The following is a 13,237-nucleotide window of genomic DNA, read 5'->3' as shown; positions in this document are numbered from 1 at the left end:
TGGCAACCACCAGTTGGTTGCCATTATCTTTTTATGTAATATATTGACGTGCAAAGGCTTTTTTTTGTACTTTTGCATTTAATATGAGAACTTTTCAACATAAAGTAACTATAAATGACATGGGTGGCATCGTGGTTTTTGCCCTTGGTGCCTTCTTCTGTCTGTGGCATCGTACGAGTAGTCTGATGGTGGTTTTGGGCTTCTTGCTTATCATTGTGACGATCAGAGCGGTAGACCGTGCCATACATACTAAATACGTGTTGACTGATGACGATGTCTTACAGATAACGACAGGACGAGTAGGACTAAGAAAACATGTTCTTCTCAGCGAGGTGAAGACAGTTGAAAAACGCCCTTTTGCCTTTCGATTGGGACATTATGCGTTGTTAGAAATGATGAATGGCAGCGTTGTCAGCGTACAACCTGATAATGTTGATAGTTTCCTGTCAGCACTGAGAAAACGAATAGAAAAGAAAGATAACGAGGTATGAGATTAAAATACTTATCGGCACTGGTCTTTGGTGTCTTATTGGGTCTGCCAGCACAGGCACAGATATATTTAGACAGTACGGAGGTTGCGAATATCCTTCATCCTAAAGCGGCTACTATTGAACAGCCTAAGGTGACAACTGTAACTACTGTTGTCAGCGAGGAAGAGGAAGATACCGATAGTATCATCCCTGCTTTTACCACGGATAGCCATCTTAGTTGGAAGGAGAATATCACTGCTCGTTTGGATGGAATACTCCGTAGTCCGCTCTTAGAAACGGTACAAACAAGTGTGATGGTGTGGGATTTGACGGATGATGTTCCTGTCTATCACTTCCGTGAACGTCTGCACATGCGCCCTGCTTCTACGATGAAGTGCCTGACTGCTATCGCTGCTTTGGATAAACTCGGTGCTGATTACGATTTTACGACAAGCCTTTACTATACAGGTGAGATAGACGATTCTACTCAGGTGTTGCGTGGCGACCTCTATTGTTATGGTGGTATGGACCCAATGTTATCTTCTTCGGATCTGACTGAATTGGCACGTGCCGTACGTAATCAGGGTATTAAGACCATAGAAGGCAACATCTATGCCGACCTCTCTTTTAAGGATCGTGACCGCTTGGGCGAGGGTTGGTGTTGGGATGATAAGAATCCGAACCTCTCTCCTTTGTTGATTGATGGTAAGGACGACTTCACTTATCGTTTCTCTCGTAAGTTAGAGGAAATGGGTGTGTTAGTCAATGGCTTTACTGATGAACGTCAGGCGCCTGCTAATGCTCGCTTGATAGCAACACGCACACATTCTATCCGACAGGTTCTCCATCGTATGATGAAGGTGAGTGATAACCTCTATGCCGAATCAATGTTCTATCAGTTGGCTGCCAGTGGTGGTACACGATGGGCGAGTGCAAAGGCTGGTCGCCAGTATGAGAATGCCCTCTTCAGCCGTATCGGTTTGAATCCTCGTGACTATTATGTTGCTGATGGTTCTGGTTTGTCTTTGTATAACTACGTAAGTACCGAGCTTGAAACAAAACTCTTGCGCTATGCTTATCAGCGTTCAGATATTTATGGTGCCTATCTTGAAGCACAGCCGATAGCTGGCGTAGACGGAACTTTAAAGAGCCGTATGCGTGGTACGGCAGCAGCTGGTAATGTACGTGCAAAGACTGGTACGGTGAAGGGTGTCAGCTCACTTGCGGGTTATCTCACTGCTTCTAATGGTCATCTGCTTTGTTTCTCTATTATTAATAATGGTGGACTCAGCAATGGACCTATGCGTAATCTCCAAAACAAGATTTGTGTGGCGTTGTGCCAATAGGGCTTATTAGCCTTATTTGCCCAATTAGCCTTATTAGTCCAATAAGCCCAATAACCCTTTAAAAAGAAAAGAATTTATGATACCAAAGCTTCCCCATAATCTTCTTGAGGACATTCTTGAAGAGATAAGAATCTTCGTCGAGAATATCATTGAGTCAGTCGGTGTACATGGTCATACCGTTCCTGTATTGCGTCATGTCTTATTGACTTTAGTAGCAATCTTGTTGGCTTTCATTGCCGAACGAATCTGTAAATACTTATTCATACCCCTCGTTCTTCGTTTGGTAAAGCGTACGCAAGCTCGATGGGACGATGTTCTCCTTGACCATCAAGTGCTGCGCACAGCCTGCCACATTGTCCCTGCCTTGGTGATATGGCAGTTGATGCCGCTTGTCTTCTATCAGTACCATGTTGTTCAGGTGGCTTTGACACGGCTAACAGCTGTCTATCTTACCGTAGCAACGACGCGACTTGTGACGAAACTCATCGACCGCCTGCGCTATCTCAACACGAAACCCGGTGACTCGACAAGTCTTTATCTTAAGTCTTTCTGTGGCGTATTGAAGATTCTTGCTATCTTTATTGCTGTGATTGTGGTGGTTGGAATCCTTATTAATCGTAGTCCGATGACGTTGTTGGCTGGCTTAGGAGCAACCTCTGCTGTTCTTATGTTAGTCTTCAAAGACACGATTGATGGTCTTGTTGCTGGTGTTCGTCTGACGAGTAACGAGATGATTCATATTGGTGATCATATTGCTTTGCCTGGAGGCTTCGTGGATGGAACGGTTATTGATATCACACTCACAACTGTGAAGATTCGTCAGGGCGATAATACGATTACCACCGTACCGCCTCTTACATTAGTTAGTGGAATGTTCCAAAACTGGAAAGGATTGGAAGATGTAGAGGGACAAAGGGTCAAGAAGATGATTTATTTTGATGTTCGCAGCATTCGTATTGCTGACGATGGACTCAAACAACAGCTAATTGATAAGGGACTTGCTAAGGCGGACGACCTAAAGGGTGAGGTTGTGACGACTGCTCTCTTCCGTCGTTACATGGAGCATTACCTTGCCAAGCGTGAGGATGTCAATGCGAAGATGTCTCTCCTCGTACGTCAATTGGAGGCAACACAGGCGGGTGTCCCTATGGAACTTTACTTCTTCCTACGTCAGAAAGACTGGATTCCTTACGAGCATGCCATGGCTGACATCCTCGAACATGTCTACGCCTATGCCAACGAGTTCGGCTTGAAGGTCTATGCACAGAACCCTACACAGTAAAAGAGTTGGTAGAGGAGTTTCATTTAAACCCTCAACACAATATGTGCGGAGCATCAACACGACATGTGCGGAGGCTCCGCACATATCGTGCGAAGGCTTAGTTTTATTCTTTAAGTTGCTTGGCTAATCCCCAAAGAAGTTTGAATACAAGCAGAGGAGTTGGGTCATAATTTATGTGTTTGTAGCTACCTTGTTATGCTGAGGGCAGAAGTTATCTAACAATTGTAGCTTGATAAGACAATTCCGTATCATTAAAACAATAGTAAATCTACCGTCTTGTTAGTCTAACTGACAAACCGTCGTTTGTCCTCTGATTTGTCTTTGGAGGAAAGGAACAGGTGGTGAGTCATAGGATATAATTCCTTAATAAAAGCAGTTTCTTTATCGCTTGCAGACTTATATGCCTTTCCATTATTGCTGACTTCTTTTCTAAAGCGGTTTGTGTTTAAATCTATTTTGTATATATTTACATTGTTAGCTTCTGCACTTTCTTCGTCATAAGTCAGCATAACAGTCCATATCTTGCGTTGGTTAATATTGATGTAATATATCTGTTCATAACAAGAAAGTGTATTGGCATTATTGTAATATTCATAGCACAGAATTGAATCAGAAACCAAGTTGTTTACAGAAAGCATGGCATAGGCTCTTATATGTTCTTCCGTACTACTCTTTTTCTTATAAATTTTGAGTGATAGCTGATGTGTCTTATCTAATTTCAAAACCGAACCCGATTCTTTGGAAAGTGAACTGTAGTAATCTGTTGTCAGTTTTTCAAGTATACACCCTTCCTTTCCCGTTGCACAAGAGGTGTTTACTTGATTGGAAAAAGCACTATTAGCGACAATACTATCACCAAGTAGAAATACATTATTAGAAGAATTAACGATTAAATTCTGACAAGGTTGAGACAGAACTTTCTGCTTACAAGATATCAAGAAAAGTATTAAAATAGATAGAGTGACAATCTTTACAACAGCCTCATTAAAACCAGAATGCAAATGAGAATTATGTAAAGTTCCTTTTTTTTCTTGGATAGCATCGGTAAATACCTTTTTATTTCTACCAGTTACTTGTTTATTGAAACCAAAATTTTTCATTGCTGTAATAAATAATTGTTCGTCTTTATCATTTAAGTAAATTGTATCTATACTTTTTCCATTGACATGTTCTGAACTTGGGAAACAACTGCCATACTTAAAACAACTTCCTGTGGTTTGCAATTTTAGTCTCGTTGTTGCAAGTGCACCGATGAAGCCAGCAAAGGCATTAGGACTTGCATAACGTCTTTTCGTTGCTGTGAAAGTATAGGAAATAGTCACTGTTCCACTAATAAAGTTTAAATAGTCTGGCATTCGTACTATTTCTATATTATTAGATTTAGCTTTATAAAGTCTCCAAAAGGTTGCCCCATTATTAGAACCAAATTCCGCAACATCTTCGTTTTCATAGAGAATACGTCTTTCAGTTTGTCCTTCAGAAACTTTCAAGTCTTCTGAAATGTCTGTCCTTTCTGGTTTTTTAAAAAGTTTGATACCATTTTCTTTTTCCTTTATTTTAAAGAAATCCAATGTACATATCTCATACTCTTCGGTATCAGAAGAATGATAGACATACTTGTATTTTTTTTCATATCCTTTCTGTATAGTTTTTGGAATATGTTTTTCTATTCTTCCATCCCAATAGATGTGATATGTAATGACGCCTGGTTCCTGAGCTGTAATCGTTACGCTTCCTACTGCTTGTGGCGATGTAATAATGATTTGTGCCATATATGTCATTCTTTCTTTTTTAGTTTAAAATCTTCAATAACAACCATACCTTTGTTGTTTGTTAGTCCAGAACAAGACTCATGGTAGATTCCTTCATCGGTTTCTTCCTCGAAGTTGAATTGAACAGTTTGCCCTACATTGTAATTACCAAGAACTAAATAGAGCTTTACAGACTCTCCAACAGGGAAATCTCTGCATTTCTCCCCATTAGGATTGATCCAATAAGCATCGTTGATGTGTATGTTGGGGTCTGCCACAACTTCTTTCATCTTCATAGGTTTCAGTGGAGTTTTGTTCCATAACCAAAAGAATCTCCGTTCTATATCGAGTCTCTTATTGATTGTCATTTCCATTGGGGAGATTTGCACATAGGTGGTCATCTCTCCGCCGTTTAGGATATCGAAAGTTTCCCGAAATTCAGTGATATATGCTTTGCTAAATTTGATGTGACGTAATGGTATATCATCTGTCCCGTCGTATATCTCAAGCACTCCCTCTGCAATGGGGTTTTCCTCCGTCTTCATCATTAGTTCCAATATGAAATTGTCGGCAGGTGTATCCATCAGTAAGCGTAATTGTCCGTCACCAGGCAAAGATTGTTTCGGGAATCCATTCCACCCAACAGGCAGTCCGAAACATTGGTTGAGTAGCTTAACATCATAGCTATGTCCGTTAAGTGTTAGTAGTGCGATTGTAGGCATAGAGTTCTATTTCTTTGTTCTTTGCAAATATAATGTTTTCTTACAGAAATACAAAGAAATGGAGACACAATTTAGGGTCTTCAGATATTTGGAATGATAATGATTCGCCTAAGCTTAGGTCTCTGACGAAATGTCACACGGAGAAAAGGAGAGTACGGAGGATGATTAAAACAACGTAATGGAAGTTACGGAGGCACCGTCGGTGCGTGGAGTAATGGAGATTGTTTGCCAATTTCATTATCACTTTATACATAAAGCGTTTACCCCAACAGAGTTATCAGGAATCTGTACGCTACGCCTCTGTCGCTCTATGTGCCATCGGCACCTCCGTGTTATTGCCTTTACCTCCGTCCTCTCCGTAACTCTGTGTGCCTTATTATGTAAGCTTTTTAGTTTGTCATTTCATATTTCGGAAGAACCACAATTTGTGTGATAAGTCCTTTCTATCCAAAGGCTACATACTCTTTTGTTTTTTCGTTTATGTCAACCAGTCCATATCTCTGCTTTCTTTTGGCAAAGACTAAAGTTCAAAATTCAAAGTTTCCAAGTGAAAGAATTGGAAAATAATTTGTACATTTGTAGTCGTCTTGCTTGGTAGAGGGCAAGCACAATCTATAATCCGTAAACTGATAACGATGATAACTGGCGAGATAAAAACCAAGATTGACCAGATATGGGACACCTTCCACGTCTCTGGTATCACCAATCCTATTACTGTTTTAGAGCAAATGACCTATATCTTCTTTATGAAGATGCTTGACGACAAGCAGCTACAAGAGGAAGATATGGCACGCGACTTTGATACCGAAGTAAAGAATCCTACCTTCCTTGTTGGGCAGAACTGGCTGAATCCTACTACCGAACAAGAGGTGCCCTACGAGAGTATGCGCTGGTCGGTGTTTCGCCATACGGGTCCAGAAAACATGTTCCAGATGGTTCGTCAGAATGTCTTTGAGTTTATCAAGACAATCGGAACAGGTGAGGAGAGTGCTTACAGTAGGTATATGCAGTCGGCTACCTTCCTTATCTCTGATGCTCGTACACTGACGAAGGTGGTCGATGGGGTCGATGCCCTCGACATGAACAATCGTGATGCGATGGGCGATGTCTATGAGTATATCCTCGGTAAGATGGCTGCTTCGGGAACAAACGGACAATTCCGCACGCCTCGCCACATCATTCGTATGATTGTAGACATGATGCAGCCGACGCCTAACGACTTTATCTGCGACCCTGCGATGGGTAGTGCGGGCTTCTTGGTGGAGGCAGTGAAGTATATCAAGGAGCATCACGAGCGGGCACTCTATACGGCTGAATCGGTGAAGCATATTAAGTCTTCGCTTGTCAATGGTTACGATACCGACCCTACGATGCTGCGTATCGGTGCAATGAACCTCCTCTTGCATGACATCACAGCACCCGAATTGGCACGTCGCGACTCCCTTTCTGAGCAGAACAATGACGAGTCTTGCTACACACTCATCCTTGCCAACCCACCCTTTGCGGGCAGTCTTGACAAGGGAAATATAAACAAGAAGATTCTTGCCTACGCTGACACGAAGAAGACGGAGCTACTCTTTCTTGCCCAGTTTGTACGTTCGTTGGAGGTGGGCGGTCGTTGTGCGAGCATCGTTCCAGACGGTGTTCTCTTCGGAACGTCCAAGGCACACATCGCAATGCGTAAGGAACTTGTCGACAATCAGCAGTTGGTGGCTGTTGTCTCTATGCCGAGTGGTGTCTTCAAACCCTACGCTGGTGTTAGCACGGCAGTACTTGTCTTTACCAAGACCAACAGTGGCGGAACGGATAAGGTGTGGTTCTATGATATGCAGGCTGACGGATTTTCGCTCGACGACAAGCGTTCGCCAATAGCTGAGAATGACATCCCTGATGTTGTCAACCGCTTCCATAACCTTGCTGACGAAGCTAATCGCAGCCGTAAGGAACAGAGCTTTATGGTGTCTGTTGATGAGATTCGTGCGAATGATTACGACCTCTCCATTAACAAGTATAAGGAGGTAGAGCGTGAGAAAGTAACCTATGAGCCTGTCAACGACATCCTTTCTCGTCTAAAAGCGAATGAGGCGGATTATCTAAGTGGTTATAATGCACTCATGGAAATGTTGGAGGAGGGTACGAATGAATAATCAACTGACTTTTATAAGGGTATATTCTCTTGGCTGCGAGTGGGTAGGCAAGGGGATTGCTAAACCTCAACAGTATTCTCTTATACAGCAAGTAAGGAAGGAGGTAAGCGTATGAGAGAGGATTGGGATATAAGATTATTCAAAGATGTCTTTGACCTTCAGATGGGTAAAACACCTGATAGAAAGAACTTTTCTTTGTTTGAAGGTGATAATACGTGGGTTTCTATCAAAGATTTAGATGGTAAATACATCTCAAGTTCAAAGGATTGTATTTCTGATGAAGCCGCTAAGAACATTAAACTGGTTAAAAGAGGAACTGTCATAATGAGCTTTAAGCTGACCGTAGGTAAGACAGCTATTGCTGGTAAAGACCTATATACGAATGAGGCTATAATGGCTTTTAATCTTCGAAATGGTTATGATATAGATGCTTCATTTCTCTATTATTATCTCATGAATTATAGATGGGAGGGAAGTAATAAGGCTGTGATGGGTATTACCTTGAATAAGGCTACAATCTCAAAGCATAAGATTGCTATTCCTCCCAAGCCTACCCAGCTATCCATTGTCTCCGAACTTGATAAGCTAAACGAGCTGATACGGATTAAGAAAGAGCAGCTAAAAGGCTATGATACACTTGCACAAAGCATCTTCTATGAGATGTTTGGGAACCCTGTGGAGAATGAGAAAGGGTGGGAAGTGAAGAAATTGAAAGATATATCTCGTAAAATTGGTGACGGACTTCATGGTACTCCTGAATACTCTGACTTAGATACTGGTTGGTATTTTATTAATGGTAACAATTTAGAAAATGGATGTATTTCCATAAAATCAACGACCAAGAAAGTAACTGATTTTGTAAGGAAGAAGTATTATGTAGAAATGGATGATTTTACGTTGTTAGTTTCTATTAATGGAACATTAGGTAAAAGTGCTTTCTATAACGGGGAAAATGTAATATTGGGCAAGAGTGCTTGTTATATAAAGTTGAATAAGGATGTTAACAAATTATTCATATATGAGATTATTAGAGGTGAGTATTTTAAACGATATGCTGAATCTGTATGTACAGGAACTACGATAAGGAATGTATCTTTAAAAGCAATGAGAGAATTCCCTATAATATACCCTCCTCTCCCCCTCCAGCACTCTTTTGCGCAAAAGATAGAGCAGATAGAGCAGCAGAAAGCTGCTATTCAAAAGACAATTACCGACTTAGAGACCCTTCTTGCTGCACGAATGCAATACTGGTTTGACTAAGCAAGCAATCAGAATACTTGAAATATAAAGACGAAGAAAAACGACATGGCTAAAAACTTTGATTACATACGATTGGTAGCAGACGAAATACCCAGCTTTAAGAGCTTGCATAACTATTGCAGGTTGGCTGAAGAACAACAACCAATCTATCCTGATGCGTCTGCCAACAACGCACGTAAAGCCCTTGAATGGCTGATGAAGCAGATGCTGAGAATAAAAGGTGTGACCGTTGACGAGCGGATGACACTCAACGATATGTTACGTCTGCCAGAGACAGACGCCTTTATCAACCATGATTATAGGTTTTCGGACGACATCTATTTAGTAAAGAAGATAGGCAATGCTGCCAGCCATGATGGTGCCGAACCTGTTAATCGTGTGAAGGCTTTCCGTTGTCTTCGTGCGCTTTATAATGTCGTAGCGGGTTTTATGGGTCGTTGGGATGCCGTGAAGAATATCCCACCCTTCGATGCAACCCTTATCTCTGCACCGACTACTACGGTTGCCCTCGTTACGAGTCCTGAACCAAAGGTAGAGATGGAGGTGGTCAATAGCGTACAGAAAGAGACGCTCGACGACCCACAACCTGTGGTAATTCCTCGCGAAAGTCTTGAAAGTGAGGCGGTGACAAGGAAGTATCTCATCGACTATATGCTCGAGGAGGCAGGTTGGGAACTCTTAGACGTGAAGGGAATGGTGCAGGGCGGAAAGGCTTGTATAGAAGTGGAAGTAGACGGAATGCCTACCGCTTCGGGGAAAGGCTATGCCGACTATGTTCTCTTTAGCCGTGGCGGTAAACCCTTAGCTGTTATTGAAGCCAAGGCAACTAACCATGCCGTAACAGAAGGACGACACCAAGCAACGCTTTATGCTGACTGCTTAGAGAAGCGATATGGCGTGCGCCCTGTCATCTATTATACCAATGGCTTTACGACAAAAGTCATTGATGGAATGGGCTATGCCGACCGTGACGTGATATCCTTCCACTCTATGGACGACCTCGAAAGGCTGATACAGAAGCGGGGAAGGGCGGAGATAAAGGACGTAACGATAAAAGCTGATATCACAGACCGCCCTTATCAGCAGACGGCTATCAAGCGTATTGTGGAGTGGTTTAACGCTAAGCATCGCCGTGGACTGCTCGTCTTAGCAACAGGAACAGGCAAGACACGTGTGAGTATCTCGCTCTGCGACATCCTTATGCGTAATGACTGGGTGAAGAATGTACTCTTTCTTGCAGACCGTACGGCACTCGTCGGTCAGGCACATAAAAACTATGAAGCCTTGCTGCCGAGTGTTTCTATGTCGGTGTTGAGCGAAGAGAAGGCACCTGATATGCAGGCACGCATCCTCTTTTCAACCTATCAAACGATGATAAACTACCTCGACAGAGAGGATAAAGCCTTTAGTGTTGGACGCTTCGACCTCATCATCATCGACGAAGCTCATCGAAGTGTCTTTGGACGGTATGGTGCCATCTTCAACTATTTCGACTCGTTGCTCATCGGTCTGACAGCCACCCCACGTGATGAGATAGACCGCAATACCTACGACCTTCTACAGTTAGATAATGGTATGCCTAATTATAGTTACGACATTGATGAGGCTGTCAGGGATGGCTATCTCTGTCCTTATAAAACGTTGCAGTATCACTCTAAGATAATGGAACGTGGTGCCAAATGGGATGAAATGTCGAAGGAGGACCGTGAAGAAGCAGAAAGACTAATGGACTATGAGAAGTCTTTAGCAGGCTTAGGACCCGACGATGAATATCATCGTGACATCCTCCCGCAAGAGATTTTCAAGTATCTTTTCAACATAGATACTGTTGACAAGGTATTGATGGAGTTGATGGAAAAAGGACTAAAGGTGAAGAGTGGGGAAGAGATAGGTAAGACTATCATCTTTGCCATGAACCACAAGCACGCAGAACTCATCGTTGAACGCTTCCGCACGCTCTATCCCGAGAAAGATCCCGACTACTGTCAGTTGATTGATAACTATGTCAACAAGGCGCGTGGTCTTATACTTGACTTCGAACAGATGGATAAGAACCCACAGATAGCTGTCAGTGTCGATATGCTTGACACAGGTGTTGACGTGCCATCGGTGCTTAACCTCGTCTTCTTTAAGTGTGTGAAGTCGAAGATTAAGTTTATGCAGATGATAGGACGTGGCACACGTCTTTGTCCGAAGGTCTTTGGTGATGCTGACAAGAAAGAGTTCTATATCTTCGATTGGTGTAATAACTTCGAGTATTTCTCAGTGAATAGTGATGGTGCAAACCCAGTCGCTGTGAAGTCGTTGACCGAACGACTCTTTGCGTTGAGGCTCGATATCGCTGCTGCATTACAGACAGCAGAGCATCAAGAGAAGGAAGATGACCGTCGACTACATGATGAATTGAAGGCTATCCTACACGCACAGGTGGATAGTCTGAGTCTGTCGCGCATAGATGTCAGAGCACATCTGCAGACTATCGAACCCTATCGTGACCGTGAGGCATGGGTTTGTCTGAGTGATTTAGACGTTGCCGAACTGAAGGGAATAGCCCATCTGCTGCCCCGTCCGAAGGAGAATGAGGCTGCAAAGAAGTTCGATGTATTGATGCTTTATTTGCAGTTAGAACTGGTAGATAGTACAGTGAAGGCCGATAACAGTCGTGCGAGTGTGATTAAGATTGCCCAACTGTTAGAGAAGAAAGCCACAATCCCAGCCGTGAGAGAGCGGATGGAAACGATTAAGGAGGTGCAGACTGCCGCTTTCTGGGACCATTGTACGCTGAATAGTCTTGAACGAGTGAGGAAGGAACTACGTGAGTTGGTACATGTGTTAGCCGAGAGTAGGGACGAGAGAAGATTTGTTATCAACATCGAAGATGCAATCAGTTCGGATGATGTGGCTGCTCCAGTCACGCTGAAGGTTACCTATCACGATCGTGTGATAGACTATTTGGCAAAGCATACGGACAATGAAGTATTAAGGAAGATACAGAACTTTGAGCAGCTGACGACGGATGATGTCAACGAGTTGCAACGTATCTTCTGGGAAGAATTAGGTACACGTACGGAGTTTGATGAGGCTACGAATGGAAAGAAATATAACCATAATGTGGCTGCGTTTATCCGTGTCATTCAAGGTGTCGACCGCCAGAAAGCGTTAGCCCTCTATACCCGCTTTATCAAAGACGGCAACCTGACAGGTGAGCAAGAACAGTATCTGAAAGAGATACTGAACTATCTCAGCGAGAATGGTGACCTGCTGATAAGCGACTTCATGGAATATCCTTTGAATAGGAATAGATGGCGAGAGGTCTTTGGCGAGTATTTTGTGGGACTGAAAGATTTTGTGAATGAGTTGCATAAGGTGATTAGTTGACAAGTTGACAAGTAGACAAGTAGACAAGTAGACGAGTTGACAAGTAGACAAGTTGCTTGCGATGTTGGCAATCATTTAGATTTTCGAGTTGATAAGTTTACAAGTAGACGAGTTGCTTGAATGTAGGGGGGCAACCTGTTAACTCGTGAACCTATTATCCCATCACCCCATTAATCCATCAACTGAACAATGTTACAAGCAATTTGTCCACTTATAAATTCGTTATTTTTCCAATACTTGGTAGGATTTGCAGTTATGCTGTTAGGCATAAAGGCAATGATATACTTGTGCAATTTTATTTTCTACCGTTTCTCTCCTGTTCGATCTTTTCCTGATGTGACAACACTCTCAGGATGGGCAATGGTAGGACTTCTTGTAGCCTTTGTTTGTCCTGTCGCCTTTTTTTTCTGCGAATTGGGAGGATTATTTTCTGATCAACTGGTCAGGACGCTACTTTTCATTATAGTAATACTGATGGTAGTCTCGCCAATAGGCATTTTCAAGTATGAGAAAAGGGCTTGGTTGCGCCGTAATCCTAAGCATAGCAGACTGTTTCTGCCAAAATACAATAAAAGAGTCAGAAATTTTGGCGTGTCAATCAGCAAGGTTGATGATATCACTTATGGACGTGGCGTAAGTTTCTCGTGGTTTGATGGATATTTTATCACTGCCGGAAGGCACAGGGTGACATTTCAATTCTATGAATACAGGTTTTTGAAACGCCACGCTGCTCATAAGGTTATCTATAAGAAAGAAATGGAATTCAATTTCCATCCGGGTACAGTCTATGTGATAGAGGTCTTGCCGGATATACAGACATTCCGTATCGTTGAAGATAAAACGCGGTTTGTGTAGGGATAGAACGATAAGGACTGCGGTTA

General features: G+C 42.6%; 9 protein-coding genes. 7 read left to right on the top strand and 2 right to left on the bottom strand.

Going from position 1 to position 13,237, the window contains the following annotated elements; translation table 11 throughout:
• Positions 1 to 83 precede the first annotated feature (83 nt).
• From PMEL_RS05425 to PMEL_RS05415, 3 genes are all read left to right on the top strand, one after another.
• Positions 84 to 491 (top strand): hypothetical protein, encoded by a 408-nt coding sequence (locus tag PMEL_RS05425; RefSeq protein WP_120174317.1) that lies wholly within the window; start codon positions 84 to 86, stop codon positions 489 to 491.
• Entirely contained in the window at positions 488 to 1,816 is a 1,329-nt protein-coding gene (gene dacB / locus PMEL_RS05420) for a D-alanyl-D-alanine carboxypeptidase/D-alanyl-D-alanine-endopeptidase (RefSeq protein WP_120174316.1), read from the top strand. Before PMEL_RS05425 ends, dacB begins: the two co-directional genes overlap by 4 nt.
• Positions 1,817 to 1,892: 76 nt before the next feature.
• Positions 1,893 to 3,098, top strand: a complete 1,206-nt coding sequence (locus tag PMEL_RS05415; RefSeq protein WP_120174315.1) for a mechanosensitive ion channel family protein — start codon at positions 1,893 to 1,895, stop codon at positions 3,096 to 3,098.
• Positions 3,099 to 3,382: 284 nt separating this feature from the next.
• On the opposite strand, the gene PMEL_RS12350 is transcribed toward PMEL_RS05415, so the two are convergent.
• Complete coding sequence (locus PMEL_RS12350; protein ID WP_231999370.1) at positions 3,383 to 4,870, bottom strand: hypothetical protein; 1,488 nt, start codon at positions 4,868 to 4,870, stop codon at positions 3,383 to 3,385.
• A 5-nt stretch (positions 4,871 to 4,875) separates the two neighbouring features.
• Complete coding sequence (gene tssD, locus PMEL_RS05400) at positions 4,876 to 5,571, bottom strand: type VI secretion system tube protein TssD (RefSeq protein ID WP_172586754.1); 696 nt, start codon at positions 5,569 to 5,571, stop codon at positions 4,876 to 4,878.
• 635 nt (positions 5,572 to 6,206) lie between these two features.
• On the opposite strand from tssD, the gene PMEL_RS05395 reads away from it, so the two are divergent.
• The 4 genes from PMEL_RS05395 to PMEL_RS12345 all read left to right on the top strand — a co-directional run bounded on the left by PMEL_RS05395 (position 6,207) and on the right by PMEL_RS12345 (position 13,211).
• The gene (locus PMEL_RS05395; RefSeq protein WP_120174314.1) at positions 6,207 to 7,718 is read left to right on the top strand and encodes an N-6 DNA methylase; all 1,512 of its coding nucleotides are present in this window, start codon (positions 6,207 to 6,209) and stop codon (positions 7,716 to 7,718) included.
• A gap of 111 nt (positions 7,719 to 7,829) precedes the next feature.
• Positions 7,830 to 8,978, top strand: a complete 1,149-nt coding sequence (locus PMEL_RS05390) for a restriction endonuclease subunit S (RefSeq protein ID WP_120174313.1) — start codon at positions 7,830 to 7,832, stop codon at positions 8,976 to 8,978.
• 45 nt (positions 8,979 to 9,023) lie between these two features.
• Positions 9,024 to 12,356, top strand: a complete 3,333-nt coding sequence (locus PMEL_RS05385) for a DEAD/DEAH box helicase family protein (RefSeq protein WP_120174312.1) — start codon at positions 9,024 to 9,026, stop codon at positions 12,354 to 12,356.
• A gap of 474 nt (positions 12,357 to 12,830) precedes the next feature.
• Positions 12,831 to 13,211 (top strand): hypothetical protein, encoded by a 381-nt coding sequence (locus tag PMEL_RS12345; protein ID WP_231999369.1) that lies wholly within the window; start codon positions 12,831 to 12,833, stop codon positions 13,209 to 13,211.
• The last annotated feature ends 26 nt before the right edge of the window (positions 13,212 to 13,237 follow it).

The sequence above is a fragment of the Prevotella melaninogenica genome (assembly GCF_003609775.1).
Taxonomy (GTDB): domain Bacteria; phylum Bacteroidota; class Bacteroidia; order Bacteroidales; family Bacteroidaceae; genus Prevotella; species Prevotella melaninogenica_A.
The sequence above is the reverse complement of the archived record's forward strand: the minus strand, read 5'-3'. Positions and strand labels throughout refer to the sequence as shown.